Below are 26,894 nucleotides of genomic sequence, written 5' to 3' on the forward strand. Positions count from 1 at the left end.
GGGCACCCGGGATCGGGCGATGCACCGCGCGGTTCACGACCCGCCAGTAAAGTCCTGGTGTCCACTGCTCCCCAGGAGGTTCCCCTTGCTCGCGCTCGACTGCGCCACCCAGTCCTACGACTGGGGTTCCGCCGACGCCATCCCGGGCTTCCTGCGCCGTGATGCCGACGGCCGGCGGGTCGCCGAGATGTGGGTCGGCACGCACCCGCTCGGTCCGGCCCAGGTGGTCGACGCCGCCGGCGAGAAGCGGCCGCTGACCGAGGTCGCGGGCGAGCTGGGCTTCATGCTCAAGGTGCTGGCCGCGGACCGGCCGCTCTCGATCCAGGTGCACCCGGACGCGCCACGCGCCGCCGCCGGGTTCGCGGCCGAGGAGGAGGCCGGGATCGCGATCAGCGCGCCCGAGCGGGTCTTCAAGGACCCCCACCCCAAGCCGGAGATGGTCTACGCCCTCACGACCTTCGACACCTTGGTCGGGCTCCGGCGCACCTCGGAGATCATGCGCCTGCTGCACGCGCTGGACCACCCGCTCGCCGACGAGCTGACGGCAGGGCTGGTCGAGAACAGCGGCTTCCCGGGCATCGTGCGACTGATCGAGGGCCTGCTCGCCGCACCGCCGAGCGGTGAGGTCGTCACCGAGGTCGCGCAGGCGTGCCAGAAGGCGCTCGACGCGGGCCTCGACGTCAAGCGCGCGTTCGAGACCGCCGTCGAGCTCGCCGAGACCAACCCCGGCGACGTGGGCGTCATCGTCTCGCTGCTGATGAACCGGCTCACGCTGCAGGCCGGCGAGGCGGCGTACCTCGCCACGGGGATCATCCACGCGCACCTGCGCGGGATGTGCCTGGAGGTGATGGTGTCGTCCGACAACGTGCTCCGTGCCGGGCTGACGACCAAGCACGTCGACCCCGAGGGCCTGGTGCGCTGCCTGGAGGAGGGCACCTCCCGCGCCGCCCGCGTCGAGCCGATCGTGTTCAACTTCTCCACCGACGTCTTCAGCCCGTGCGGCGACTTCGCGTTGTCGGTCACCCAGAGCTCACCGGCCGACCCGGCCGGCGTCGTCCTCCCGGCCTCCGGACCGCGGCTGCTGGTCTGCACCGGCGGCGAGGTGGCCCTGGCCAACCGTCGCGACGAGGTGCTGCGCCTGCGCCGCGGCGACGTCGCGTACGCCGACGCCGGCGACGGTGAGCTGCGGGTCGCCGGGACCGGCGAGATCGCCCAGGCGTTCGTGCCGGCCACCGACGCCCGCGGCCAGCTGTTCGACCTGCTCTGAGCCGGGCGCCCTCGGCGCCCGCGGGTCACCGGGTCAGCGGCGGCGCAGGCCCGCAAGGGCCGGTCGCACGTCGGCCAGGTAGACCAGCGCCGCGACCAGCAGCGCGAGGTTGACCAGGCTCAACGGCACCGGCACCACCTGGATCAGCAGCCCGATCCCGAGGATCGCGCACCAGGCGGGCTTGGACATCTTGTCGGCCGCGGAGTACGACTCGGCGGAGTACAGGATGGCGCTGACGAAGGCGAAGATCTTGATGGCGAGCAGCGCGAACGAGACGCCGATGAAGATCCACGCCTCGATGTCGGCTCCCGCGCCGAGCCAGCTCGGCAACGGGGGGACGAAGGCATCGCTCATGCCCCCAGCGTAGATGAGGGCCCGAGCACGCAGAACGGCCCCGAGGCGGATGCCTCGGGGCCGCTCGTGCTCAACCGGTTCAGCTGGCCGGGGTGGCCTTCTTGGCCGGGGCCTTCTTGGCGGCGGGGGCCTTCTTGGCCGGCGCCTTCTTGGACGGAGCGGCCTTCTTCGCGGCCGGGGCCTTCTTGGCAGCCGGGGCCTTCGTGGCGGCAGGGGCCTTCGTGGCCGTGGCCTTCGGGGCCTCGCCGGTGCGCAGCTTCACCACGACGCCCTCGCCGCGCTTGGCGAGGTCGGCGTAGAGCGCGGTGGCCGTGGCGACGTTCTCGTCGTACGCACCCTTGACGCTGCTCTGGACCTTGGCCGGGAGGGCCTTGGCGTCGGCCTGCAGGCCGGCGATGCGGGCCTCGGCCTGGGTGCGGCGCTCGGCGAAGGTGGCGATGGCCTTGTCCTGCAGGCTCTTGGGCTCGGGGAGCTCGAAGCCCTTGACGGTGCTCTGCACGTCGGCCACGCGGGCGGTGACGTCCTTCTGCACGTCGGCGACGTAGGCGATGGCCTTGGCCTGCACGTCGGCGACGTAGGTCTTGACCTCCTCGACGGCCAGGTCGATCACGCCGACACCGGCGTAGATCGGCTTCGCGGCAGCCGCGGGGATCTCGGGGAGGTCGACCTTCTTGAGGTCGATGGTCGGGATCTCGATCTTGGGGAGCTCGAGCTTCGGCATTGCTGGTTTCACCCTTCGTTGGCGACGGCGTCAGAGTCCGTCTCGGTGTTGGTTGGCGCGTCTTCCTGCGCCGCTGCGGCCTCCGGGGAGCCGTCGGCTGCGTTGAGCGCGAGGAACGATGCGTAGACATCGAGGAGCGACTGCTTCTGTCGCTCGGTGAGGCCGGTGTCGCTGATGATGGCGAGCTCCACCGATCCCCCCACGCCGTCATCAGGGCTGAGGATCCCGGCCCTGATGTAGAGCTGCTCGGCGGAGATCCGCAGTGCCTTCGCGATCTGCTGGAGCACCTCGGCAGAAGGCTTGCGGAGCCCCCGCTCGATCTGGCTCAGGTACGGGTTGGAGACACCCGCCTGGTCGGCGAGCTGCCGCAGGGACAGACGGGCGGACACCCGCTGCTCCTTGAGGTAGTCACCCAGCGACCCGACGGTCTTCCCCACCTTGCCCTTGGCCATGGGCACCATGGTGCTAGCAATAGTTAGCAAAGTGCAAGCACCGGTGGCGTGAACTCGTTCACAAGCCCTGCTCGTGCGCTGGCCGACCGGTCCCACCTTTCACTGTTCAAATCGAATCAACTCACTCGACTCTGTACGATCACCCGTGTGTCACGCCCGCCCCTGCCCCAGCACTGCCCGACGCAGCGCGAGCTCGACGACCTCGAGCTGCTGACGTCCGGAGCAGCCGACCCGATCCGCGGGTTCAACGAGCCGGGCAGCCCCCTCACGCTCTCCCTGCCCGACGAGCTGCTCACGCATCTCGACGAGGGCAACGAGGTCGAGCTGGTCGACCCCGAGGGCCTGCCTCTCGCCCGGGTCTCCAGCGTGCTGCGCGGCGTCGCGGTGACGCCGTTGACGCACGCGCAGCACGGCCCCTTCCGCCGTCTGCACCTGTCCCCCGCTGCCGTTCGGGAGCAGTACGCCGGGCGCACCTTCGTCCCCGTCACCGACCTGATGACCGACGTCCAGGTCGAGCAGCTGCGCGGGCTCGGCCCGGTCGTGCTGCTCGCGCTCGTCGGCACGGGCACCCCCGCGGTCAGCCCGGTCGGCCTGCTCCGCGCGACGCTGCGGGTCGCCGAGGCGATCGACGCCGAGGTGGTCGCCGTACCGCTCGCCGACCACGGCTCGCTCGCCGACCCGGCACTGCGCATCTCCGTGCTGACGTCGTACGCGGACAGCGACCCGGTCGTGGAGCTCGCGTACGGCGGCCACCTCCTGCCCGGCCTCGCCGACATCGCCGAGGCCGAGCGCCCGCGCCTCGACCAGCAGGGCCTGGTGCTCTTCTTCACCGGTCTGTCCGGCAGCGGCAAGTCCACCCTCGCCCAGGCCCTGATGGACCGCCTGCTCGAGCACGGCGGCCGGAGCCTGACCAGCCTCGACGGCGACGTCGTGCGCCGCAACCTGTCCGCGGGCCTGACCTTCTCCAAGGAGGACCGCGAGACCAACATCCGCCGCATCGGCTGGGTGGCCGCGGAGATCTCCCGCCACGGCGGGATCGCGGTCTGCAGCCCGATCGCCCCCTTCGACGAGACCCGCCAGCAGGTGCGGGCGATGGTGGACCAGGCCGGCGGAGCGTTCTTCCTCGTCCACGTCGCGACGCCGCTCGAGGAGTGCGAGCGCCGTGACCGCAAGGGCCTGTACGCCAAGGCCCGCCGCGGCGAGATCCCCGAGTTCACCGGCATCTCCTCGCCCTACGAGGAGCCGCAGGACGCCGACGTCCGCGTCGACACCACCGGCCGCACGATCGAGGAGGCCCTCGAGGACGTCGTCCTGGCGCTGCGCACGGCCGGGTACGTCGACCTCACGGCCCCCGAGCCGACCGCCACCGCGGCCCCCGCGGACCCGGCCCCCGGTCCCGAGATCGCCGAGATCGTAGCGGCCGGCCCGGACGTCGCCCCCGAGCCCGTCGACGAGGAGCCCTCCGGCGCCCGCACGACCACCGGCGGCACGCGCTCGCTGCGGGTGCTCTTCGTGTGCACCGCCAACATCTGCCGCTCGCCGTACATGGAGCTCCGCTCGCGGGCCCTCGCCGGCGCCGACAGCGGCATCGAGTTCGCCAGCGCAGGCACCCACGGCTTCAACGCGCACCGGGTCGACCGGACCATGGCCGAGGTGCTCTCCGAGCGCGGCGTCAGCGCCGACCTGGTCAACGGCTTCGCCAGCCGACCGCTGACCGACGACCTGATCGAGGCCGCCGACCTGGTGCTGACCGCCGAGGCGTCGCACCGGCAGTTCGTGCTCGAGGAGGTGCCGGGCGCCTTCCGCAAGGCGTTCACGCTGGCCCAGTTCGCCGAGTCGGTCGAGCGGGTCGACGCGGACCTGCACGGCGCCGAGCTCGTGACCGCCGTCGGCCACCGCCGGGCGGGCACGGCCGAGCACCACGACATCCGGGACCCGTACCGGCGGGGCAAGGCAGCAGCCGAGGTGTCGGCCGACCAGATCGACGCCCTCCTCCAGTCCGTGCTGCGCCGCCTGGCTCAGCCCGCGACCGCCCGGACCTCCGCCCCGACCTCCGTACAGACAGGCGACGAGTAAGTGGACGACATCCTCACCCTGACCGCGCTCTCCATCGCGGCAGCCGGCTTCTTCGTCGGCATCGTCGTCGGCCTGACGGGCATGGGCGGCGGTGCGCTGATGACGCCCGCGCTGATCTTCCTCGGCGTCGGCCACACCGCGTCGATCGTCACCGCCGACCTGACCGCCGCGGCGGTCTACAAGACCGGTGGCGCACTCACGCACGCGAAGGAGGGCTCGCCCAACCTGCGCCTCGCCGGCTGGCTGATCCTCGGCTCGGTGCCGATGGCCTTCCTCGGGCCCTGGCTGGTCCAGGCGGTCACCGACGACCCGACCGAGCTGGAGAAGACGCTCAAGCTGTGCATCGGCATCGCGCTGCTGTTCGCCGCGTCGACGTACGCCCTGCGCCTCTACATCAACCTCAAGCGGGTGCGCCGCGGCGGTGCGCTGCCCGACGACAACCCGCGGATCCGGCCGGTCCCGACGCTGCTCGTCGGCATGCTCGGCGGCCTGCTGGTCGGCGTCACCAGCGTCGGCTCCGGCTCGGTCATCATGATCGCGCTGCTGATGCTCTACCCGGGGCTGTCGGCCGTCCGCCTGGTCGGCACCGACCTGGTCCAGGCCGTGCCGCTGGTGCTCAGCGCGGCGCTGGCCAACATCGCGATCCACGGCCTCGAGTGGGACCTGGTCATCCCGCTGGTCCTCGGCTCGGTCCCCGGCACGCTGCTCGGCTCCCGGCTCGCGCCGCGGGTGCCTCAGTCGTTCATCCGCCGCGGCATCGTGATCGTGCTGACGATGTCGGGCGTGGCCCTGCTGTTCAAGGCAGGTCTGCACCCGTTCGGCGAGGGCCACGAGACCCTCGAGGCCGTGCTGGTCGCCGCGATCGGCGTCGCGATGCTGGTGCTGGTCCCACTCGTGTGGGGCCTGCTGCGCAAGCAGCTCGGGATGTCGATGTTCGGCGCACCCACCGTGGCCGAGATCGAGTCGTTCGGCAGCCGCGACAAGAAGCGCACGCCCGCCTGAGCGGTCAGCCGACCAGGAGCCGGCGCTGCTCCTCGGCGAAGAACGGCCGCTCGTGAGCGGCGGCCCGCGCGAGCCCGAACGTGAGCACGGCAGCGGCGGTGACCCACGCGCCACCCGCGATTCCGATCAGCATCTCCATGGCAGTCCCCCTAGAACTGCCTCCACGGTACCCCCGTGCCCCGGCCCGATCCGTCCTCTGATCGGCGGATCCGGCTAGCCCTTTCGGGTCACCCGACCATGTCGAGGTCGCCGACCTTCTCGGCGTGGAACGACGGCCCCGCGGCGAGCGCCCGCGCGAGCCCGAACGTGAGCACGGCGGCTGCGACGGTCCACGCAGCGCCCAGCCCCACAAGAATTCCCATGAGCAACCCCCCAGTTGTCCCACATCGACGTTAGCGTGCCGCGACGGCGCCGCGAGGAGGTTGGACGTCCTCCAATCAGAGGACACGGGTCGTGGCCGCTGCCGCGATCAGTCGCGGCCGTAGACGTCGCGCGTGTAGACCTTGTCCGCGACGTCGTCGAGGGCGTCGGTGCGCCGGTTCGCGATGATGACGTCGGCCTTCGCCTTGAAGGTGTCGAGGTCCTTGATCACCTTCGAGCCGAAGAACCGCTTCTGGTCCAGCTCGGGCTCGAACACGACGACCTTCACGCCCTTCGCCTTGATCCGCTTCATCACGCCCTGCACCGCGGACTCGCGGAAGTTGTCCGATCCCGCCTTCATGGTGAGCCGGTGGATCCCGACGACCTTCGGGTTGCGGCGCAGCACGTCGTCGGCGATGAAGTCCTTGCGAGTGGTGTTGGCGTCGACGATCGCGCTGATCAGGTTCTGCGGGACGTCGCGGTAGTTCGCCTGCAGCTGCCGGGTGTCCTTCGGGAGGCAGTAGCCGCCGTACCCGAAGGACGGGTTGTTGTAGTGCCCGCCGATGCGCGGGTCGAGGCCGACACCCTCGATGATCTGCCGGGTCGCGAGGCCGTGGGTGGCGGCGTACGTGTCGAGCTCGTTGAAGTACGCCACGCGCAGCGCGAGGTAGGTGTTGGCGAACAGCTTGATCGCCTCGGCCTCGGTGGAGCCGGTGAACAGCACCGGCACGTCCTCCTCGACCGCACCCTGGAGCAGCAGCTTGGCGAACAGCCGGCCGGGCTCGGTGTCGGAGCCGACCACGATCCGCGACGGGTGCAGGTTGTCGTGCAACGCCCGGCCCTCGCGCAGGAACTCGGGGCTGAACAGGATCGACGCGGCGGGGTGCCGCTCGCGCAGGGTGTTCGTGTAGCCGACCGGCACGGTCGACTTGATGACGACGGTCGCGGCGGGGTTGGCCGCCAGCGCCGCCTTCGTGACCCGCTCGACGGTCGAGGTGTCGAAGCGGTCGGTCTCGGGGTCGTAGTTCGTCGGCGTCGCGACGACGACGTACGACGCGTCGGCGTACGCCGCCCGCGCGTCCCGGGTCGCCTGCAGCGACAGCTCGGGCCGGCGCAGGTGCTCCTCGAGCTCGGGGTCGACGATCGGCGAGCGGCGCTCGTTGACCGCCTCGATCCGGGCGGCGTCGACGTCGAGCACCCACACGTCGTTGTGCTGCGCGAGCAGCACGGCGTTGGACAGGCCGACGTAACCGGCCCCCACCACGGTGATCTTCATGCTTCGAGGCTGGGCGCGGTCCCTGAACGGACGCGGGTGTGCGGGTAGCCTCCCGGTGACGGTCAGGAGACCAGTGTCGAGCCGTTCACTGGTCCCACAGGGTCGCGATCGGCAGGCTCCACAGCCGCGGCCCGTAGACGTGGCCGCGCTGCGCGGTGTTGAGGACCACGCCGCCCCGGAAACGTCCGCCGGCGCGCCGCTCGAGCGCGTGCAGCGAGGTGAACTGGTGCGGGCGCAGGCCGGCGGCGGTGCGTACCTCGATCCCGAACACGCTGTCGTCGGGCAGCTCGACGACCAGGTCGACCTCGAGACCGTTGCGCTCGCGCAGGTGGGCGACCCGGTGCTCGACGGCACTGGTCCCCTGTTGCCGCAGCAGCTCGGCCGCGACCACGGTTCGCAGCAGCGGCGCCAGCTCGTGCCGGCCGGAGAAGGCGAGGAGGTCAGCCGGCGTGTGACCGGCCAGGTGCCGGGCCAGGGCCGGGTCGTCGAACACCACGCGGGGGCGCCCGATGGCCCGCTTCGCCGCCGACGAGCGCGACCCCGGCAGCAGCCGGAGCACGCCGATCTCGACCAGGACGTCGACGTACGGCTGGAGGGTGGTGGGCGGGATGCCTGCCGCGGCACCGAGCCGGGCCTTGTTGAGCTCGCCCATCGGCGGGTCCGCGAGCGCTGCGAGCAGCGCCGCCAGCCGTGCCGGGTCGGTACGCCGGACCGCACGTGTCTGCCCCGCGATCCGCAGCAGCTCGTCGTCGGTCACGGTGCGGGCCATCGCGGCGACGTACCGTTCGAGGTCCCAGGAGGTCCGCAGGTCACCCGGGACGGTTCCCCGGGAGCCCAGACGGGCGACGAAGTCGGCGGCCACGGACAGCAAGCGTAGGGCCTCCTGGCGCCAAACTCGTCGATTTGTCTATCGAACCCCCAGCGATGTCCCGCTGGCAGGGAATGCGTGGCACGATGACCGGGCCCGAGGGGTACAGATGACGTCCCCCGGCACCGCGATGCACCCTGAAAGGACAGGTCGCCACGGCATGACGCAGACGCACAGCGACTACCGCCTCAGCCAGCTGGACCAGCTGGAGGCAGAGTCGATCCACATCTTCCGCGAGGTCGCGGCCGAGTTCGAGAAGCCGGTCCTGATGTTCTCGGGCGGCAAGGACTCCATCGTCATGCTCCGGCTGGCGGAGAAGGCCTTCTACCCGGCGAAGATCCCGTTCTCGATCCTCCAGGTCGACACCGGCCTGGACTTCCCCGAGGTCATGGAGACCCGGGACCGCTGGGTCGCCCGGCTCGGCGTGAACCTCGTGGTGGCGAGCATCGACGACGCGATCAAGAACGGGATCATCCCCGACGCCGCGAAGATCAGCCGCAACCGCCTGCAGATCCCGACGCTGCTCAACGCGATCGAGGAGAACGGCTTCACCGCCGCCTTCGGTGGCGGTCGCCGCGACGAGGAGAAGGCCCGCGCCAAGGAGCGCGTCTACTCCCACCGCGACGAGTTCGGCCAGTGGGACCCGAAGAACCAGCGCCCCGAGCTCTGGAGCCTCTACAACGGCCGCCTGCACGAGGGCGAGCACATGCGGATCTTCCCGATCTCCAACTGGACCGAGCTCGACGTCTGGGACTACATCGGCCGCGAGGGCATCGAGATCCCGAGCATCTACTACTCCCACCAGCGCCGCGTGTTCGTGCGCGACGGCATGCTGATGAGCGAGACCCCGCTCAACCCGCTGCGCGAGGGCGAGGTCGTCGAGGAGCGGACCGTGCGGTTCCGCACCTGCGGCGACATCACGCTGACCGGCTGCGTCGAGAGCACCGCGTCCACGATCGCCGAGATCATCGACGAGGTCGCCGTGGCCCGCAAGACCGAGCGCGGCGCGACCCGCGGCGACGACCGGTTCTCCGAGGCTGCCATGGAGGACCGCAAGAAGGAGGGCTACTTCTGATGGCCGGCACCAACACCGGAACTGGCATGGACCTGCTCCGCTTCGCGACCGCTGGCTCGGTCGACGACGGCAAGTCGACCCTCATCGGGCGCCTGCTGCTCGACTCGAAGTCGATCTTCGAGGACCAGCTCGAGGCGGTCGAGGCCACCAGCGAGGCGAAGGGGTACGACTACACCGACCTCGCGCTGCTGACCGACGGCCTGCGCTCCGAGCGCGAGCAGGGCATCACGATCGACGTGGCGTACCGCTACTTCGCGACGCCCAACCGCAAGTTCATCATCGCCGACACCCCGGGCCACGTGCAGTACACGCGCAACATGGTCACCGGCGCCTCGACCGCCGACCTCGGCCTGGTGCTCGTCGACGCCCGCCAGGGCCTCACCGAGCAGTCGCGCCGGCACGCGGTGATCCTGTCGCTGCTGCGCGTCCCGCACCTCGTGCTGGCCGTGAACAAGATGGACCTCGTCGACTTCGACCAGAGCATCTACGAGAACATCTACCGCGAGTTCACGCAGTTCGCGACCAAGCTCAACGTGCCCGACCTCGAGGTCATCCCGATCTCGGCGCTGCAGGGCGACAACGTCGTGACCCGCTCCGAGAACATGCCGTGGTACTCCGGTCCCACGCTCATGCACCACCTCGAACACGTGCACGTCGCCTCCGACCGCGACCTGATCGACGCGCGCTTCCCGGTGCAGTACGTCATCCGCCCGAAGTCGGACGAGTTCCACGACTACCGCGGCTACGCCGGCCAGGTCGCCGGTGGCGTCCTCAAGCCGGGCGACGAGGTCGTCGTACTGCCCTCCGGCATGACCTCGAAGATCGCCAGGATCGACCTGTTCGACCAGGAGATCACCGAGGCCTTCCCGCCGATGAGCGTGACGGTCCACCTCGAGGACGACGTCGACGTCTCGCGCGGCGACATGATCGCGCGGGTCAAGAACGCCCCGGCCCCGAGCCAGGACATCGACGCGATGGTCTGCTGGATGACCACCGCCCCGCTGCAGCCGCGGCAGAAGCTGGCGATCAAGCACACGACCCGCACGGGCCGCGCGCTGGTCAAGGACATCCAGTACCGCCTCGACGTCAACACGCTGCACCGCGACCAGGCGACCAACGAGCTCGGCGTCAACGAGATCGGCCGCGTCACGCTGCGCACCACGGTGCCGCTGCTGTGCGACCCGTACTCCAAGAACCGCACCACCGGCTCGTTCATCCTGATCGACGAGGCGACCGGCGTGACCGTCGGCGCGGGCATGATCAACGGCTGACCCGGCCCGAACTGGCTCGTAGAACCGGCCGACCCGGCAGGAACTGGCCTGAGATGCACCTCGACCCGGCAGATACTTCTGCCGGGTCGAGGTGATTTCGGAGCCAGTTCGCGCCGGGTCAGCGGTGGGGGCGGAAGTGCAGGCCGACCTCGGGGTCGACGACGACCTCCTGAGCGGCGGGCAGCCCGTCGACGACGAGCTGGGCGGCGACGTCGGTGTTGCGCTTGAGCAGCGCGAGCGCGATCGGGCCGAGCTCGTGGTGGCGGGCCGAGGAGCCGACGACGCCGACCGCGCGGCCGCCGGCCTCGGGCAGCACCTCGGTCCCGGGCGCGGGGAGCCGGTTCTCGGAGCCGTCGAGGTGGAGCAGGGTGAGCCGACGGGGCGGCTTGCCGAGGTTGTGGACCCTGGCGACCGTCTCCTGGCCGCGGTAGCAGCCCTTGTCGAGGTGGACGGCGTTCCACGGCTCGTCGGCGATCCAGCCGACCTCGTTGGGGATGGTGCGCTCGTCGGTGTCGATGCCGAAGCGCGGCTCGCCACGCTCGATGCGCAGTGCCTCGAAGGCCCACAGACCGGCAGCCGGCCCCGCCGCGTCGGCGTACGACGCCAGCTGGTCGCGAGGCACCAGGTCGTGGCGGCCGGTGCCGACCGGGCGCCACGCGACGGCGAGGTCGCCGCTCACGTCGGTGATCTCGACGCGCATCATGAACTTCATCCGCTCGAGGAACTCGATCAGCGCGGCCGCACGGCCGGGCTCGGTGTGGGCGGTGAACGCCTCGCCGTCGTCGACGCCGGTGAAGGCGTGCTCGACGTGGCCCTGCGGCGAGAGGACGAGGCCGGAGATCCATTTCCCGGCGGGCAGGCCGTCGAAGTACTGGGTGGTGATCGAGTGCAGCCAGCTCAGCCGGTCCGGGCCGGCGACGCGGAACACGTCACGGTGGGAGAGGTCGACGAAGCCCTCGCCGGCCGCGAGAGCCCGCTGCTCGCCGTACAGGCTGCCGTAGTGGGCCGCGACCCCGGCGTCGATGCCCTCGCCGGCGACGGCGCCGGGGAGGGCGAGGAGGGGGCTGGTGCGGGTCAGGTGGGCGGTCATGTGAGGTCCCGGTAGTGCTCGAGGAGGCGGGTGAGGGTGCCGAGGGCTGCCTGCATCTCCTCGATGTGGGCCGGGTCGAGCGTGCGGAGCATCTCCTTGATCTCGGTGCTCGACACACCCGAGGTGCGCGGCAGGTACCTCACCTCGCAAACGTCGGAGAGGTCGTCGAACTTCCCGGCCCAGTCGTCGCCCATCACGAACAGGTCGACACCGTGCTCGACGATGTCGGCACGCTTCTGGTCCCACGAGCGCTCCGGCAGCACCAGGTCGACGCCCTTGATCGCGCCGACGATGGCAGCGCGGTCGTCGTACGACACGACCGACCTCTTGCCCTTGCCCGCGTTGAACTCGTCGGTCGAGACGCCCACGACCAGGCGGTCGCCCATCCCGGCGAGGCGCTCGATCAGCCGCAGGTGGCCGATGTGGAACAGGTCGAAGGTGCCGTAGGTCAGCACGGTGGTCACGGGGTCGCTCCTTCGCAGCGGGCGCAGCGCCCGTGGACGGTGAGGTGGCCGAGGTCGGCGACGAATCCCCGGGCGGCGAGGGCGGCGACGAAGGGGGCCGCCTCGGCCTCGTCCACGGAGATCACGTCGCCGCAGCCGCGGCACACCAGGTGGAAGTGCACGTGCCCGCGCGTCGAGTGGTACGTCGGCGCGCGGTCCGTGAGGTGCGCGTGCCGGACCAGGCCCAGCTCCTCGAGCACCTCGAGCGTGCGGTAGACGGTGGAGGCGTTGATCGTGCTCACCGTCTGCTGGACGTGGGCCAGCACCTCGTCGGGGGTGGCGTGGCCGAGCGCGTCGACCGCGCCGAGGATCAGCTCGCGCTGGGGCGTGAGGCGGTAGCCCTTCTCGCGGAGGGCTGCCCGCCAGTCTGCCTCCTCAGGCACGCTTGAGCCTCGCCCACAGGTGCGGCTGGAGGGGCTGGCCCATCGCAGCCATGTCGAACGCGTAGAGCAGGTCGCCCTCGACGTTGCCGTAGAGGCGCTTGCCGGCGGTGTACTCCTTGGCGGTCTCGGTGCGGGCCACCGCGTCGGTGGTCCACTCGAACTTGCCGTTGTCGGCCTCGCCGTGCCAGATCTCCGCGATGCCCGTGTTGTGGGTCAGCAGGATCTCGAAGCGGCCCTCGCCGACACCGCGGATGAACCCGGTCTCGATCGCGGCGTCGCGGACCTTCTCGTTGTTCTCGTCGATGATCCACGAGCGCGCCATGTAGTGGAAGAACGGGCGCCCGTCGTGGGTGAAGATCAGCTCCTGGCCGAACTGGAACGAGTCGATCGTCGGGTAGTCGCCGTGGCCGTTGCCACGCCACGTGCCGAGCATCCACGCGATCGGTCCGCAGTTGGGGTGCAGGTTGTCGGGAAGTTCGAAGGCCACGACGGGCCATTCTAGGCTCTGCGTAGGCTCTGACCCATGTCGCGCAGCCTCGTCGTGAAGGTCACCTGCGGAGCCGACGACCCGGAGCGCTGCAACCAGGCCTTCACCGTGGCCGCTGCGGCCGCCGTCTCGGGCGTCCCGGTCTCGATCTGGCTCACCGGGGAGGCCGCCTGGCTGGCGGTCCCCGGCCGCTCCGCCGAGCTCGAGCTGCCGCTCGCGACGCCCCTGCCCGACCTGGTCGACGCGATCCTGGCCTCGGGCTCGGTGACCGTGTGCGCGCAGTGCGCGGCACGGCGCTCGCTGTCGGAGGCCGACCTGCTGGCCGGCGTACGCATCGCGGGGGCGCCGGTGTTCGTCGAGGAAGTCCTGGGTGAGGGCGTCCAGGCCCTCGTCTACTGAGAGGGTTCTCCCATGCGTCGCGCCTCCGCCCTGCTCCTGGCGGCCGCCCTGGCGGTCACGCTCAGCGCCTGTGAGAAGTCCACCGCCTCGAAGCGCGAGTACGTCGCGCTCGGCGACTCCTACACCGCCGGTCCCCTGATCGGGCGCGCCGACGGGCGCAACGGCTGCGTGCGCTCGCGCAACAACTACCCGCACCTGCTGGCGAAGAAGGCGGAGCTCGACCTCACCGACGTCAGCTGCTCGGCGGCGCCCACCGAGGCCGCCGAGGGCGAGCAGAAGATCCGGACGCGCTCGATCGCGCCGCAGCTCGACGCGGTGGAGCCCTCCACGGACCTGGTCACGATCGGGCTCGGCCTCAACGACCTCGGCCTCTCGGTCCGGGTGTTCATCAAGTGCGTGCAGCTGGGCATGAGCGACCCCGACGGGGCGCCGTGCACCGAGGCGGACCAGGCGGCCGGCGCCAACGACATCCAGGCGGCGCTCGACCAGATGCCGGACCGGATCGGCGGGGTCGTCGACGCGGTCCGCTCGAAGGCGCCGAAGGCCGAGGTCGTGCTGGTGGGCTACCCCACGATCTTCCCGGCCGAGGGCACCTGCAGCGAGCTCGGTATCGCGGCGGCCGACGTACCGCTGGTCCAGCACGTCGTCGACAGCCTCAACGCGACGATGGCGTCGGTGGCCGACGAGCGCGGAGCGACGTACCTCGACACCGCGACGCCGAGCCGCGGCCACGACATCTGCGCCGACGACCCGTGGATCGCCGGCTCGGCGCCGGCCAAGGGCCGCCGCGGGCTCGCCTGGCACCCGTACGCCGAGGAGCAGGTCATGATCGCCGACCTGCTCGCCGACCTGGTCTGAGGAGGAGCGTCGTGCGCGCGGTGCTCCAGCGGGTCGCCTCCGCCTCGGTGGTCGTCGACGGAGAGGTGGTCGGAGCGATCGACTCCCCCGGGCTGCTCGTCTACCTCGGCGTCACGCACTCCGACGGCGACGCCGAGGTCGCCTGGATGGCCCGCAAGATCCGGGACCTGCGGATCCTCGAGGAGGAACGGTCGGTCGGCGAGACCGGCGGGCCCGTGCTGGTGGTCTCCCAGTTCACGCTCTACGGCGACGCCCGCAAGGGCCGTCGCCCCACCTGGATCGCCGCCGCCCCGGGCCCGGTCAGCGAGCCGCTCTACGAGGCGGTGTGCGATGCACTGGCCGCCGCCGGGACACCCGTCCACAAGGGCGTGTTCGGCGCGGACATGAAGGTGAGCTCGGTCAACGACGGACCGTTCACCGTGCTGCTCGAGACCCCCTGAGGGTTGCGGCACTCGCCGCGCATCTGACGAATGGGCTGCGAAATGGCCTCACGCAGAGCCCATCCGTCAGATACGACGCAGAAGACGCAACCCGAGCAGGTACATCTCGCAGCCGAGGCAGAACGCGAAGACCGCGTTGAGGAAGGCCGCGACGAAGGCGAACGCGGCGAAGACCTGGCCGAGGAGCACCGCGCCGGTGGCGAGGCCGAGGGTGGCGACGACGGCGAAGACCAGCCCGACGGCCTGGGCGAAGCGCGGCGGTGCGGGGTCCTCGAGGTGGTCGGGAGGAGCCAGGCGCGGCCTGACCAGGCGCCGGAAGAGCACCCCGGTCGGCGTCCTGTGGACGCCGAGCCCGGCGCCGATCGCGAAGAGCACGGCCTGGATGCCGGTCAGCACGGCGGCCACACCGGGCGCGGCGTCGGACAGCACGAGCGCGACCGCGAAGACGACCAGGGTGATCGACGCGGTGAAGCGGGGACCGCGGGGGTCGATGCCGGCGACGGTGGGAGCAGTCGCGGACATCAGGCCCCCTGGAGTGCGGGGAGGGCGGCGAGGACCTGCTCGCGGCGCGGAGCGCCGGCGGCACGGGTGACCTCGTGGCCGTTGCCGTCGAGGACCAGCGTGGTGGGCGTACGACGGACGTCGAGCGCGCGGACCAGGTCGAGGTGCTCCTCGGCGTCGATCTCGACGTGGGCGACGCCGTCGACCTTGCCGGCGACGTCGGAGAGCACCACCCGGGTGGTGCGGCACGGCGCGCAGAAGGCGCTGGAGAACTGGAGCAGGGTGGCCCGCTCCCCCAGCTCGGCGTCGGGCACCGAGGCCGCGACGCTCGACCACACGGTCGGCTCGACCGTGGCAGGCGCGAAGGTGCCGTCGGTACGACGGCGGTACAGACCGAAGCCGACCGCCACGACGACGGCGGCCAGGAGCAACACGAGTCCGGGGTTCACAATTCTCCTTCAACGGCGACGGCGGCCCCCGGATTCCGGGAGCCGCCGTCGTCGTGCATCACAGTCCTCGCAGGCCTCAGATGGAGATGAGGACCTCGGCGACCGAGCCGGTCTGCGCCTGGACGACGCGGTCGACCGGGTCGGCCTTGGGAGCCAGGGTCCGCAGGGTCCACTGGCCGTCGCCGGCGAAGAACCGGAAGTGGCCCGTGGCGGAGGTCGGGACCTCCGCGGTGAACTCGCCGGACTTGTCGAGCAGCCGCACGTAGGCGCTCGCCACCGGGGTGGCGTCCTCGCCCGTGCCGCGCACGACCTGGCCCTGGATCACGGCCTCCTTGGCGACGTTGACGCCGTCAAGCGACAGGCCGCCGACCTTCGCGCCGCACATCAGGCGTCACCGGGCTCGTCGCCGAGCGCGATCGGGACGCCGACGAGGGAGCCGTACTCGGTCCACGAGCCGTCGTAGTTCTTGACGTTCTTCTTGCCGAGCAGCTCCTGCAGCACGAACCAGGTCAGCGAGGAGCGCTCACCGATGCGGCACAGCGCGATGGTGTCCTTGTCCTCGTCGAAGCCGACCTCGGCGTACAGCGCCTGCAGCTCCTCGCCCGACTTGAAGGTGCCGTCGTCGTTGGCGTTCTTGCTCCACGGGACGTTGACCGAGGTCGGGATGTGGCCGGCGCGCTGCGACTGCTCCTGCGGGAGGTGGGCCGGGGCGAGGAGGCGACCGGCGTACTCGTCGGGGCTGCGCACGTCGACCAGGTTCTGCGCACCGATCGCGGCGACGACGTCGTCGCGGAAGGCGCGGATGGAGCGGTCCTGCTCCTGGGCGGTGTACGACGTCTCGGCGCGCTGCGGCAGCTCGTCGGTCAGCTCGCGGCTGTCGAGCTCCCACTTCTTGCGGCCGCCGTCCATGAGCTTGACGTCCTGGTGGCCGTACAGCTTGAAGTACCAGTACGCGTAGGCCGCGAACCAGTTGTTGTTGCCGCCGTAGAGGATCACGGTGTCGTCGTTGGCGACGCCACGCGAGGACAGCAGCGCCTCGAACTGCTCCTTGTTGACGAAGTCACGACGGACCTGGTCCTGGAGGTCGGTGGTCCAGTCGAGCTTGATGGCGCCCTTGATGTGACCCTTGTCGTAGGCCGTGGTGTCCTCGTCGACCTCGATGATGACGACCTTGTCGGCGCCGAGGTTGTCCTCGACCCACTGGGTGGAGACGAGCGAATTCTCGCGGCTCATGCTGATTCCTTACTGGTGTTCGCGTGGTGGTTGCGATGGTGCGGTACGACGGACGGTGCTGGTGTGGCAGCACGACGAACGCGCAGGACGACGCCTGGGCGCGCGACAGCGCCACGAGAAGCGACGGGCGATCCGGCAGAGAGCCGGGAGACTCAGAGACCCGTCAGCAGGGTCGACACAGCGCCGAGCTGACGCGGCAGTTGTCCACCGCGCGCCGCTTGGTCAGCAGCAGGGTCGTCGACATGGGGAAGAGCCTAGGCGGCTTTCCCGGATCCACGAACTCGCCTTCCCGAATGTTGAGACGGCTATCCATATAATGAGACCGGCCGCCCGGCCGGGCCCGTGGACCCGACCGGACGGCGCTCGTCAGGACAGCCGTGAGGTCAGCGCTTGCGGAAGCTCACCACCGCCTTGTCGGCCGCGTACGCCGCGCTTCCGGCGTACGCCGCCCGCACCTTCCAGGTGCCCGGCGCGAGCCGGACCCTGCAGGTCGCGACCCCGTTCGTGACGGCCGCCACGCACAGGGTGCGCCCGCCGGCGCGGAACACCACCTGGCCGGTGGCGCCCGGGGAGACCTTCGCCTTCAGCACCACCTTCACCCCGCGGGCGAGGGACGCCCGGGCGACCTTCGCCCTGAGCCGCGGGTCGGCCTTGGCCGCCACCGCGGCGTCCGCGACCCTCAGCACGAACGAGCGCTGCGACTCCTGGTGCGCCTCGTCGCCGACGTACGACGCCACGACCACGTAGTCGCCCGGCGGCGGCAGCGTCGCGACGGTGCACGACGCCGTGCCGTTCGCGGCCATCGCCTCGCAGAGCACCTCCTCGCCGTTGAGGAAGCGGACCAGGCCCGTGGCCGTCGCGGGGGTGACCCTGGCGCTCAGCGTGGCCTGCTGGCCGAAGGTCACCGACGCGTTGCCCACGGTGACCGACGTGGCGGAGCGGGTGTCGGCGACCTCGACCACGCGCACGACGCGGGTGGCGATCGCCTGGTTCCCGTTCCGGTCCCCCACCACGTAGGTCAGCGCGTAGCTGCCGGCGGTGTCGGTGTCGACCTCGCCGACCACGTCGATCTCGGCGGTCAGGTCCCCGTCGGCCTCGTCGGACGCGGTCACGCCGGCGAGCTCGTCGAACGTCTCGCCGACCTCCACCGTCGTGTCCTCGGGCACCGAGATGGTCGGCGGCTTCACGTCCGTGCCGGCGGCGGTCGCCCGGAACACCGTGCCGAACTGGCGGATCGAGCCGATCTGGACACCGGAGGCGGTGCGGCTCTCGGCCGTCCACGCGTAGACCTCGCCCTCGGCCAGGCCGGCCCAGGTGACGGTCGCGGGCCAGCCCGACCTCGCCGTCTGCACGCCGATCGCCTCCTCCGTCGGGGTGACCACCGTCAGCCCGTCGGTCGAGAAGGTCGTGCTCCGGCTGGACAGGTCGACCGGGAGGGTCAGGTTGTCCTCGGCGCTGTTGTAGCGCTTGCGGTCGTCGTACTCGGTCGCACCGAAGTCGTCGAAGTGCGGCGAGTAGGTGTCGATGCTGACCTCGGAGCGGTCGACGTCGAACTGGAGCAGCCGCAGCCAGCTGGCACCGAGCTGGAGCAGGTCGCCGGCCTTGTGGTCGGTGTCGCCGTCTCCGTCGAGGTCGATGTTGCCGGCCCCGTCGACCTTCTCGGGCCACAGCTCTCCCGCGGACACCTTGTAGAACTGGTAGTCGGCCAGCAGCTCGACGACGTTGTGCTGCACCGTCGCGCCGACGCCCGTCTTCAGGTTGGTCCCGACGCCGTGCTCGTGGCCGGCGAGGATCAGGAAGACGTTCGGGTTGGCGCTGACCACCTCGTCGTACAGCTTCGAGCCGTCGCCGGAGAAGCTCGCCCCCCGGCCGTCCTTGGCCGTCGACGGCGCGAGGTAGGCGTGCGTGAGCAGGATGCCGTTGCGGTCGGGGTAGCGCTCGAACACCGAGCTGGCCCAGTCCGCCTCGGCCTGCGTGACGCCGTACGACAGCCCGACCGCGACGAAGTCGAGGCCGCCGGCGGAGAACAGCACGTAGTTGTTCTGGTTGTCCTGGCCGGGCGTGCTGACGTCGCCCTGGCTGTCGGTCGTCTCGTCCCAGGCGTGGTACGACGCACCGCTCGGCCAGCCCTGAGCGGCCGTGTAGTAGCGGTTCGGCCCGTAGTAGCGGTTGAACCGCGAGGTGGGACCGGTCTCGTTGCCGAGCTGGTTGTCGTGGTTGCCCGCGATCACCTGGTTGGGGATGCCCGAGCCGTCGAGCGTGGCCTGGGCGCCGGAGGTGAACTCGAACTCGCGGGTGACCTGCTCGTCCAGGCCCGGGTAGAGCAGCTGGCCGGAGCCGTTCGTCGCGAGGGGGTTGTTGTAGTCGTTCTCGATGACGTCACCGGTGTGCCCGGCCCAGGCGATCTTGCGCGGCCCGGCCTGCTGGGCGATCCAGTCGGTCGTCGCACGGTAGGCCTTGGCCCAGATCGCCTGCTCCTCGGCCAGCATCTGGTCGGCCGGCTCGACGACGCCGTCCCAGTCGTCGTACGTGCCACCGGCCGCGCCCTCGGCGAGGTACTGCGTGTCGGTGAAGTGGGCCAGCGAGAAGTCGTAGTCCTCCGGGTCCTCGAACCTGTCCTTCGACGCCGCGGCGGTGCCGTCGCGCGGAGCGAGGTCGTCGGCGAACGGGTCGGTGCCGAGCACCAGCAGGTGCACGGTTCCGTCGTCGACGAACGCCGGGCGCAGCACGGCGTTGAGGACGGTGTCCCCGTCGCGCACACCGCGCGCGGTGGCCAGCTCGACCCAGGCGGAGGCCTGGGTGCTCCAGGCCCGCAACGTGACCGACCGCTCGGGGTCGACGACGCCCTTCCACACGACCTGCTGACCGGCGACGGCCGCGCCGACCTCGACGTCGAAGCGCTGGAACGGCAGGTCGCCGCTGGTGGCGCTGGACTCCGCGTCGCCGTCGTCGGGCACGAGGCGGCCGGTGATCGGCTGCTCCTGCTCGTGGTCGAACTCGAGGGTGGTCGGGACCTTCCTCACGACGCCCTGGACGCCACCGTCGGCGACGGTCGCGGTGGCCCTGCGGAAGGTGGTGGTGACGTCGCTGCCGTCGGGGCTGGTCGCGATCGCGGAGAGCTGGACGACGCCCTTGCCCTCGCCGGAGCCGGTGCCGCCGCCGGCGGGGATGGTGTCGGACACGAAGGGGATCTCGAAGGAGACCGGCTTGCCGAACACGTCGACCGCGGTGGCGGTGATCTTGTGTGCACCGGCCTGCAGCCCGGCGCCGACCTGATCGCCCTCGGCGACCGGCTTGCCGTCGAGCAGGTAGGTCCAGCCCGTGGCGTTGTCCTCGTGCGCGATGTCGAGGTCGAGCTCGACGGGCGAGGACAGGTGCGCGCCGGGCGCGGGCACCGAGCCGTCGAGGCGGACGCCGGCGTCGGGGTGCTCGCCGAAGGCGGCGATGTCGAGCGCCTTGATCTCGGTGTCGTTGAGGGCACGCCCGTAGATGCGGGCGTTGGCGATCTTGCCGGTGGTGTAGAACTGCGCAGCAGCGTTGGGACCCGAGTCGCCACCGACGGTCCAGGCCCGGGCGGTTGCGTTGGGCAGGGTCAGCGCGCCGGTGGCCGGCGTCGTCGCGGCGAGTGCACCGTCGACGTACAGCCTGATCTCGGTGCCGGTCCACACGCCGACGACGTGGTACCAGCGGCCGGGACTGATCACCGCGCGGGCGGTCTTGTAGCCACCGCCGATGTGGGCCATCAGGCCGACCTTGTCCTCGTTGACGTAGATCGAGTAGCCGCCGGCCTCCTTGCCGGAGCAGACCGACGCCTCGGTGCTGGCCGGCAGCGGGCCGTCGTACCGGAAGGTGCACTCGATGCTGACCGCGGAGCTGATCTGGCTCCAGTGCGGCGTGAGCGCGTAACCGTAGGCGTCGTCACCGGTGAGGGTCACGACGTCGCGGTCGAGGGCGTTGTCGTGCCCGATCGTCGGGCTGCCGAAGGACTTGATCGCGAGGTCGCGGACCCGGTCCTTCGGCGTGCCGTCGGCGAAGTCGACGTCGAGGACGTCGGCCTGCGGCGTCGGGACGGCGGTGTCCCACTGCGCCGCGAGCGCCTTCACCTCGTCCGCCGTGACGGCCCGGGAGAAGACACCGGAGGCGGCGAAGGTGCTCGGCGGGGCGGGCTGGCCGATGCCCGTGGGGCCGGCGTCCGCTCCGACGACGAAGCGCCGCGACGTGGTCGCGGGGAAGGTCAGGGCACCGGTGGCCGCCGTGGTCTGGGCGAGCTGGCCGTTGACGTACAGCCTGATCTGGCTGCCGTCCCAGGTCGCGACCGCGTGGTACCAGCGGTTGCCCTCGATCGGCGTCAGCGCGCTCTTGTAGCCGCCGCCGACGTGGGCCATGAAGCCGAGGTTCGGGCCGTTGACGTACATCGAGATGCCGCCGGCCTCCTTGTCGGAGCACAGGTCCTTCTCACCGGTGACCGGCATCGCGGTGTCGATGCGGAACACGCACTCGACGCTGAGGCCGGTCGTGAGCTTGCTCCACTGGTCCTCGAACGGGAAGCCGATCGCGTCGTCGACGCCGTCCACGGTCATGACCGGGCCCTGCTTGGCGTCGGTGCCGAAGGTCGGGGTGCCGTAGGTGATCGGCGCGAGCGACTGGGCCGCGTCCGTCGGGACGCCGCCCGGGAAGGCGACGTCGAGGACGTCGGGGGTCGGTGCTGCTTCGGCAGCCGCTGGCGCCTCGGGCAGCAGCGTCGGGGCGGTGGGCGGCGCGGCCTGGCTCGGGGTGGCCAGCAGGCCACCCGAGGCGACGGTCACGGCGACCACGGAGGTCGCGAGCAGCCGGAGCCTGCGCATCGGTCGTGCGGGCACGACGGGTCTCCTCAGGGGTTGGGGGTGGTGGGAGTTGCCCGTCGCCGGCGCCGGGCCACGAGGGTCCCGGCGAGGGCGACGAGGAGCACGGCGCCGAGAACACCGCCGATCTGGAGGGCAGCGCTGCTGCCGGTGCCGCTGGTCGTCGTGCTGCTGACGGCGGTCGTGGTCGTGGCACCGAGGGCCCAGTCGTGGGTGGGCGCGTCGGCCCCGTAGACCTGGTGCTGGCCGTCGGGTCCCGTCGCGAGGGTGCGGTACGCCGGGTGCAGGTCGGTGAGGGTGCTCACCGTGAGCGTGGCGACCGCCGCCGGCTGCGGGCAGGTGAACACGAGGTCGGCCCCGTCGGCGATCAGGTCGCCCGAGGCCTCGACCCGGCCGGGGCAGTCCCGGCCGCCGGCGGCCACCTCGACGTGCTCGAGCAGGTAGGCGTGGACCTCCGGGGCCTGCTGGACGAGGGCGGCGTCGCCGTCGTCGTACTCGATGGCGCCGTCGAGCATCACCCGGTCCTCGGGCAGCACACCGAGGTGGATCCCGAGCAGGGTCAGGTCGTCTGCGGCGCCGACCTTCCACGTCACGTGGACGACCGCGGGGTCGGAGGCATCCGGGGCGACCTCGACGGTCTGCGGGTCGCCGAACGGGTGGGCTGCCGGGGTCACGTCGCGGCCACCAGCTGCCCGACCGCGCTCGTGGTGACCACGCAGCCGATCACGGTGATGCTCGCCGCCGCGAGCACCGGGGCGATCCGGGTGGCAACGGCGACGACGGCCCGGGACTCGGCCGCGCGGACCACGACGCCGCGCCCGGCCAGGGCGAGCAGGCCGACCCCGAACAGGACCGTCGCCAGCCCCAGCCCGAAGGTGATGACGAGCAGCAGCGCGAACCCGGAGCGGCCGGTGAAGATGCCGGTCACCAGGACCAGGAAGGCAGCGGGGGACGGGGTCAGGCCGCCGGACATGCCGAGCAGCACCAGGCCCGGCCGGCTCGGTCCCTCGGTGTGGCCGTGACCGTGGCCGTGACCGTGGCCGTGACCGTGACCGTGTCCGTGTCCGTGTCCGTGTCCGTGTCCGTGTCCGTGGCCCCCGCTACGGAGGTGGCGAGCGAACAGCCAGACCCCGACGCCGACGACCATCAGCCCGGCGGCCAACTGCAGCCCGCTGGTCAGCTCCTGCAGCGAGAGCAGGTCCGAGAGCGACAGGAACGTCCAGGCGAGGGCGACGACGAGCACCGACACGGTGTGCATGACCGCGACCGAGGCGCCCAGCCAGGCGGCGTCGCGGACCTTGCCGTCCGCGCCGACCAGGTACGCCGCGGCCAGGCTCTTGCCGTGGCCGGGGCCGACGGCGTGCGCGGCACCGGCCGCGAAGGCGAGCAGGAACGCCACGGGCACGAAGCCGGGCGAGCCGACGAGGTCGACCAGGCGGTCGTCGAGGGAGGGCACGGGCAGTCATGCTCACCTCGCCCGGTGACGTCAACGGCGTTGAACGGTGGCCCTGCGGTGTCCCGAAGGTAAAGAGAAGCGGAAACCCCTCACCAAGTCTTCGGCGAGGTCAGCGGGTGTGACAGGCGGAGGGGGCCGTCGCGTTCGAGCTGCCCGGCGCCGCCCCCGGCGACATCTCGAGGCGCGCGTCTCCGGTCTGCCCCTTGCCCGTGCGCAGCACGACGTCGACCTTCTGGGTCTGGCCCGGGTCGAGGAGCACGCCGATCGTCGCCACCTGGCGCCCGGCGTACGTCGCCACGGTGGGGTCCCCCGCGGGCTGCCCGTCGACGAGCACCTCGTCGACCCTGCCGCCGACCGGCGCGCTGAGGTAGACGACGAGCAGCTGCTGGCCCGGGTCGGTGCGGTTGCCGGGGAAGAACTCGCCGGTGATCGCGTCGGGCAGCTGGTCGGCCAGGGCGGGGGTCGCGTTGGTGAACGTGATGGTGACGCCGAGCTCCTGGCGCCCGCCCGAGCACGAGCGGGAGTACAGCTCGGCCTGCTGGCGCAGGTAGTACTGCATCTTCGTCGGGCCGGCGTCGTTGACGTAGATCCCGACCACCGGAGGACCGTCGGTGCGGTCGACGAACTCCCCCGCGATCCGGGTGCCGGCGATCTCGGCCTGAGCGTCGTCGGCGAAGAAGTGCATCCGCACCCGACCCTCCTCGACGCCGGTCACCAGCGCCCGGATCACGTCGACGGCGTCGCCGTGTCCGTCGGCGAAGACGTCGAAGACCGCCTTCGCGACCGCTTCCTGGTAGTCGCTCTGCGCGGCGGTGCCGGGGGTGAGTGCGTAGATCTCGTTCTCGACCCGGCTGACGACGTTCGCCGCGGAGACGGGTGCGTACCCGGCCACCGGGACCTGGCCGGTGGCCCGCAGCAGGTAGGACACGACCACCGGGTCGACGTACAGGATGCCGTCGAGGGGCTGTCCCTCGACCTGCTGCCAGCGGGCCCGGATCAGGGCGGAGGCGCGCGGGAAGTCGGGGGTGAGGGTCGCGTCGACGCCGGTGGTGCCGAGGATGTCGCCGAACAGCTTCTCCTCCTCCGCGCTGAGCGGGAGGACCGGGCGGCCGGGGGTCGCGCCGAGCTCGGCCATGTCGACCTGCTCGACGATCTCGACCTTGCCGTCGCGCGCGTGGATGAGGGACAGCGAGCCGGGCAGGCCGCCGCTGCTTCGCGACTCGGCGTTGTTCTGGAACACCATCAGGTAGTTGCGGGGGCCGTCCTGGCCGAGCATGCGGGGCATCAGCCGGGAGGCGCGGTACGTCGACTGCAGGGTCCCCCGCGCGTCGTCCACAAGCGTGCGCAGGCTGTCGAACGCCGTCCGGATCGGGCCGACGAAGCCCGTCGAGTCGACCTCGCCCAGCCGGCCGCTGGCGGCGTCGAACGCCTTCTCGCTGCGGGCGGCGGGCTTCTCGAGGGAGGCGATCGTGTCGAGGGGGAAGGTGTGCTGGACCGGCTTGAAGCTGGCCGCGGTCACCCGGTCGGCCGCGTCGGCGACCGGCGTCAGGCCGTCACGGCCCAGGTCGGCCAGCACCGAGGCGACCGTCGCCACCCCGTCCGCGTCGTCCCCGAGCAGCGGGACGGCTCCGAACACCGACCAGGTGACGCCGTGCGTCGCGTCGTCGGCGGAGTCGGCCGCCTCCTGGTAGGCCTCGAGGGCCGAGCGCGCTCCTGCGGCGTCGCCCTGCACCAGGGCATCGCGCATCAGCCGGGCCTGCTCGTCGACCTGCCGGAGGTCGCGGGCCGCCCCGAGCACCACCCACAGCGACCAGCCGAGGAGGACCGCCGCCACGGCACCGACGGCGATCGCGATGGTCCAGCGGGGATGGTCCTGGCGGAACCGGCGCACCTGCCGCTGCAGCCGCCGGAAGCCGCGAGACCGGCGCCGACGCCGGATCTCGGGCGACATGCCCGCGAGACTAGCAGCGCGCAATTGGCGAGCATGGCACAGTGACCATCGACCGCCCCGGACGTTGGGTACGGGGGCGGGGACCTAGGATCGGCAGTCGGCCGGGTCGGGACGCATGTCACAAGCAAGGGACGGGACTTGGACTTCAAGCAATTTCTGACGGTGCTGGGGCGCCGTTGGATGAGCATCGTTGCGATCATCCTGCTTGCGCTCGGGGTCAGCTCGGCGATCACGTTCACGCGCACCCCGATGTACGAGTCGAAGACGCAGATCTTCCTGACCGTCGACGTCCGCGACACGACCGACGCCTATGCAGCGCTGCTGTTCGCGTCGAACCGCGCGGCGTCGTACGCCACGGTCGTGAAGAGCACCGGCCTCGCGGAGCTGGTCAAGAAGGACCTCAACTTGAAGATGTCCGCCGAGGAGCTGGCCTCCCGGTTCGACGCGGAGGTCGTGGAGAGCACCTCGCTCATCCAGATCAGCTACAAGGACGAGAACCCGCAGGACGCGCGGACCATCGCCGACTACGCGACCGAGAAGTTCACGACGTACGTCGCCGGCCTCGAGACGCCCGGTGAGGCCACCGACGGCGCGAGCGCGACGGGCAACCCCGAGGACTCCCAGATCCGGGCCCAGGTCACCGACAAGGCCTCGGTCGCGACCCAGGTCAGCCCCGACGTCGTCCTCAACCTCGTCGTCGCCGTCCTCATCGGCATCCTGCTCGGCATCGGCCTCGCGGTGGCCCGGGAGATCCTGGACCGCACCATCCGCACCGCCGACCACGTCGCCGAGCTCACCGAGTCGCCCGTGCTGGCCAGCATCGGCTTCGACGGCGACATCCGCTCCGCGCCGCTGCTCACCGACCTCGGTGGCTTCGCGGCCCGCACCGAGGCGTTCCGCCTGCTCCGCACGAACCTGCAGTTCATCGACCTGGACCACCAGCCGCGCTGCCTGGTGATCAGCAGCGCCGTGCCCGGCGAGGGCAAGACGATGACCTCGACCAACCTTGCGGTCGCCCTCGCCCAGACCGGCCGCAACACGCTGATCATCGACGCCGACCTGCGCCGCCCGCGCGTCGCCAGCACCCTCGGCCTCGACCCGGCGATCGGCCTCACCACGGCCCTGGTCGGCAAGACCGAGATCCACGACGCGATCCAGGTCCACGAGGCCAGCGGGCTGCACGTCCTCGCGTCCGGCGCCAAGCCGCCGAACCCGACCGAGATCCTGCAGTCGAAGATCACCCACGACCTGATCCGCCGCCTGCGGTCGTCGTACGACATGGTGATCATCGACGCCCCGCCGCTGCTCCCCGTCGCCGACGCGTCGGTGCTGGCCAAGCTCGCGGACGGCGTGATCATCGTCGTGCGGCACGCGAAGACCACCAAGGACCAGGTCAACGAGGCCATCAACCGGCTCAACCAGGTAGGCGCCCGCCTCTACGGCGTCGTGGTCAACATGGTCGCCAAGCGCGCCATCGGCTCGTATTACTACTACTACTACGAGGAGACCAGCCCCACTGGTCGCTCGGGCAAGTCCGACGCCAAGGCAGCGGCCGGCTCCGGACGCCGCCGGGCCTGACGC

At 71.2% G+C, this 26,894-nt stretch carries 29 protein-coding genes; 9 read left to right on the forward strand and 20 right to left on the reverse strand.

Going from position 1 to position 26,894, the window contains the following annotated elements; all coding sequences use genetic code 11:
• The first annotated feature begins 85 nt into the window (after positions 1-85).
• Entirely contained in the window at positions 86-1,267 is a 1,182-nt protein-coding gene (gene manA / locus BJ958_RS15305) for a mannose-6-phosphate isomerase, class I (protein WP_179727801.1), read from the forward strand.
• 33 nt (positions 1,268-1,300) lie between these two features.
• Here manA and BJ958_RS15310 read toward each other — a convergent pair whose 3' ends face one another.
• The 3 genes from BJ958_RS15310 to BJ958_RS15320 form a co-directional block, all read right to left on the reverse strand.
• Positions 1,301-1,621 carry a DUF2516 family protein gene (locus BJ958_RS15310; protein ID WP_179727802.1) on the reverse strand — a complete coding sequence of 107 codons (321 nt, stop codon included), beginning with the start codon at positions 1,619-1,621 and terminating at the stop codon, positions 1,301-1,303.
• Between the two features lie 79 nt (positions 1,622-1,700).
• Positions 1,701-2,342: a hypothetical protein gene (locus tag BJ958_RS15315; RefSeq protein WP_179727803.1), complete on the reverse strand. Its 642-nt coding sequence runs from the start codon at positions 2,340-2,342 to the stop codon at positions 1,701-1,703.
• Between the two features lie 8 nt (positions 2,343-2,350).
• Positions 2,351-2,794 carry a helix-turn-helix domain-containing protein gene (locus tag BJ958_RS15320; protein ID WP_179727804.1) on the reverse strand — a complete coding sequence of 148 codons (444 nt, stop codon included), beginning with the start codon at positions 2,792-2,794 and terminating at the stop codon, positions 2,351-2,353.
• A gap of 147 nt (positions 2,795-2,941) precedes the next feature.
• Here BJ958_RS15320 and cysC point away from each other — a divergent pair, with 147 nt between their 5' ends.
• Together cysC and BJ958_RS15330 are read left to right on the forward strand one after the other, a co-directional pair.
• Positions 2,942-4,870, forward strand: coding sequence for an adenylyl-sulfate kinase (cysC, locus tag BJ958_RS15325; protein WP_179727805.1), 1,929 nt, complete (start codon positions 2,942-2,944; stop codon positions 4,868-4,870).
• Complete coding sequence (locus BJ958_RS15330; protein ID WP_179727806.1) at positions 4,871-5,872, forward strand: TSUP family transporter; 1,002 nt, start codon at positions 4,871-4,873, stop codon at positions 5,870-5,872.
• 4 nt (positions 5,873-5,876) lie between these two features.
• On the opposite strand, the gene BJ958_RS28600 is transcribed toward BJ958_RS15330, so the two are convergent.
• The 4 genes from BJ958_RS28600 to BJ958_RS15340 form a co-directional block, all read right to left on the reverse strand.
• Positions 5,877-6,011 carry a hypothetical protein gene (locus tag BJ958_RS28600; protein WP_281367179.1) on the reverse strand — a complete coding sequence of 45 codons (135 nt, stop codon included), beginning with the start codon at positions 6,009-6,011 and terminating at the stop codon, positions 5,877-5,879.
• Positions 6,012-6,099: 88 nt separating this feature from the next.
• The gene (locus BJ958_RS28605; RefSeq protein WP_281367180.1) at positions 6,100-6,234 is read right to left on the reverse strand and encodes a hypothetical protein; all 135 of its coding nucleotides are present in this window, start codon (positions 6,232-6,234) and stop codon (positions 6,100-6,102) included.
• Between the two features lie 107 nt (positions 6,235-6,341).
• The gene (locus BJ958_RS15335) at positions 6,342-7,508 is read right to left on the reverse strand and encodes a nucleotide sugar dehydrogenase (protein ID WP_179727807.1); all 1,167 of its coding nucleotides are present in this window, start codon (positions 7,506-7,508) and stop codon (positions 6,342-6,344) included.
• 85 nt (positions 7,509-7,593) lie between these two features.
• The gene (locus BJ958_RS15340) at positions 7,594-8,370 is read right to left on the reverse strand and encodes a DUF4143 domain-containing protein (RefSeq protein WP_179727808.1); all 777 of its coding nucleotides are present in this window, start codon (positions 8,368-8,370) and stop codon (positions 7,594-7,596) included.
• A gap of 166 nt (positions 8,371-8,536) precedes the next feature.
• Here BJ958_RS15340 and cysD point away from each other — a divergent pair, with 166 nt between their 5' ends.
• On the forward strand, positions 8,537-9,451 hold the full coding sequence (gene cysD, locus BJ958_RS15345) for a sulfate adenylyltransferase subunit CysD (protein WP_179727809.1): 915 nt from the start codon (positions 8,537-8,539) through the stop codon (positions 9,449-9,451).
• Positions 9,451-10,722, forward strand: coding sequence for a sulfate adenylyltransferase subunit 1 (locus BJ958_RS15350; RefSeq protein ID WP_246319057.1), 1,272 nt, complete (start codon positions 9,451-9,453; stop codon positions 10,720-10,722). Before cysD ends, BJ958_RS15350 begins: the two co-directional genes overlap by 1 nt.
• Before the next feature lie 118 nt (positions 10,723-10,840).
• Here BJ958_RS15350 and ygfZ read toward each other — a convergent pair whose 3' ends face one another.
• The 4 genes from ygfZ to BJ958_RS15370 are packed head-to-tail and all read right to left on the reverse strand — an operon-like array spanning position 10,841 to position 13,185.
• On the reverse strand, positions 10,841-11,812 hold the full coding sequence (gene ygfZ, locus BJ958_RS15355; protein ID WP_179727810.1) for a CAF17-like 4Fe-4S cluster assembly/insertion protein YgfZ: 972 nt from the start codon (positions 11,810-11,812) through the stop codon (positions 10,841-10,843).
• On the reverse strand, positions 11,809-12,276 hold the full coding sequence (locus BJ958_RS15360; RefSeq protein ID WP_179727811.1) for an adenylyltransferase/cytidyltransferase family protein: 468 nt from the start codon (positions 12,274-12,276) through the stop codon (positions 11,809-11,811). Before BJ958_RS15360 ends, ygfZ begins: the two co-directional genes overlap by 4 nt.
• Positions 12,273-12,698 carry a transcriptional repressor gene (locus BJ958_RS15365; RefSeq protein ID WP_179727812.1) on the reverse strand — a complete coding sequence of 142 codons (426 nt, stop codon included), beginning with the start codon at positions 12,696-12,698 and terminating at the stop codon, positions 12,273-12,275. The genes BJ958_RS15360 and BJ958_RS15365 overlap by 4 nt, the downstream gene beginning before the upstream one ends.
• Positions 12,691-13,185, reverse strand: a complete 495-nt coding sequence (locus BJ958_RS15370) for a heme-binding beta-barrel domain-containing protein (protein WP_179727813.1) — start codon at positions 13,183-13,185, stop codon at positions 12,691-12,693. The genes BJ958_RS15365 and BJ958_RS15370 overlap by 8 nt, the downstream gene beginning before the upstream one ends.
• Before the next feature lie 36 nt (positions 13,186-13,221).
• Between BJ958_RS15370 and BJ958_RS15375 the strand changes: the two genes are divergently transcribed.
• From BJ958_RS15375 to dtd, 3 genes are read left to right on the forward strand one after another with little or no spacing between them, the layout of a single operon-like run.
• On the forward strand, positions 13,222-13,584 hold the full coding sequence (locus tag BJ958_RS15375; protein ID WP_179727814.1) for a DsrE family protein: 363 nt from the start codon (positions 13,222-13,224) through the stop codon (positions 13,582-13,584).
• Positions 13,585-13,596: 12 nt separating this feature from the next.
• Positions 13,597-14,442, forward strand: a complete 846-nt coding sequence (locus BJ958_RS15380; RefSeq protein WP_179727815.1) for an SGNH/GDSL hydrolase family protein — start codon at positions 13,597-13,599, stop codon at positions 14,440-14,442.
• Positions 14,443-14,453: 11 nt separating this feature from the next.
• Positions 14,454-14,882: a D-aminoacyl-tRNA deacylase gene (gene dtd / locus BJ958_RS15385; protein ID WP_179727816.1), complete on the forward strand. Its 429-nt coding sequence runs from the start codon at positions 14,454-14,456 to the stop codon at positions 14,880-14,882.
• A gap of 66 nt (positions 14,883-14,948) precedes the next feature.
• Here the strand turns inward: dtd and BJ958_RS15390 are convergent, their stop codons facing one another.
• The 9 genes from BJ958_RS15390 to BJ958_RS15425 form a co-directional block, all read right to left on the reverse strand.
• Entirely contained in the window at positions 14,949-15,404 is a 456-nt protein-coding gene (locus BJ958_RS15390; protein ID WP_179727817.1) for a DUF4395 domain-containing protein, read from the reverse strand.
• Positions 15,404-15,832 (reverse strand): thioredoxin domain-containing protein, encoded by a 429-nt coding sequence (locus tag BJ958_RS15395; RefSeq protein ID WP_179727818.1) that lies wholly within the window; start codon positions 15,830-15,832, stop codon positions 15,404-15,406. Before BJ958_RS15395 ends, BJ958_RS15390 begins: the two co-directional genes overlap by 1 nt.
• Positions 15,833-15,908: 76 nt before the next feature.
• Entirely contained in the window at positions 15,909-16,217 is a 309-nt protein-coding gene (locus BJ958_RS15400) for a DUF1416 domain-containing protein (protein WP_179727819.1), read from the reverse strand.
• Positions 16,217-17,065: a sulfurtransferase gene (locus BJ958_RS15405; RefSeq protein WP_179727820.1), complete on the reverse strand. Its 849-nt coding sequence runs from the start codon at positions 17,063-17,065 to the stop codon at positions 16,217-16,219. Before BJ958_RS15405 ends, BJ958_RS15400 begins: the two co-directional genes overlap by 1 nt.
• A 163-nt stretch (positions 17,066-17,228) precedes the next feature.
• Positions 17,229-17,378, reverse strand: coding sequence for a putative leader peptide (locus BJ958_RS29315; RefSeq protein ID WP_425489765.1), 150 nt, complete (start codon positions 17,376-17,378; stop codon positions 17,229-17,231).
• A 70-nt stretch (positions 17,379-17,448) separates the two neighbouring features.
• Positions 17,449-21,924, reverse strand: a complete 4,476-nt coding sequence (locus BJ958_RS15410) for a LamG-like jellyroll fold domain-containing protein (protein WP_179727821.1) — start codon at positions 21,922-21,924, stop codon at positions 17,449-17,451.
• An 11-nt stretch (positions 21,925-21,935) separates the two neighbouring features.
• A complete protein-coding gene (locus BJ958_RS15415) occupies positions 21,936-22,580 on the reverse strand; it encodes a hypothetical protein (RefSeq protein ID WP_179727822.1) in 645 nt (214 codons plus the stop codon).
• Positions 22,577-23,362: a HoxN/HupN/NixA family nickel/cobalt transporter gene (locus tag BJ958_RS15420; protein ID WP_179727823.1), complete on the reverse strand. Its 786-nt coding sequence runs from the start codon at positions 23,360-23,362 to the stop codon at positions 22,577-22,579. Before BJ958_RS15420 ends, BJ958_RS15415 begins: the two co-directional genes overlap by 4 nt.
• Before the next feature lie 109 nt (positions 23,363-23,471).
• On the reverse strand, positions 23,472-25,313 hold the full coding sequence (locus tag BJ958_RS15425) for a DUF4012 domain-containing protein (RefSeq protein WP_179727824.1): 1,842 nt from the start codon (positions 25,311-25,313) through the stop codon (positions 23,472-23,474).
• A 138-nt stretch (positions 25,314-25,451) separates the two neighbouring features.
• On the opposite strand from BJ958_RS15425, the gene BJ958_RS15430 reads away from it, so the two are divergent.
• Positions 25,452-26,891, forward strand: a complete 1,440-nt coding sequence (locus tag BJ958_RS15430) for a tyrosine-protein kinase domain-containing protein (RefSeq protein ID WP_273516538.1) — start codon at positions 25,452-25,454, stop codon at positions 26,889-26,891.
• Positions 26,892-26,894: the final 3 nt, after the last annotated feature.

Source organism: Nocardioides kongjuensis, assembly GCF_013409625.1.
GTDB lineage: Bacteria > Actinomycetota > Actinomycetes > Propionibacteriales > Nocardioidaceae > Nocardioides > Nocardioides kongjuensis.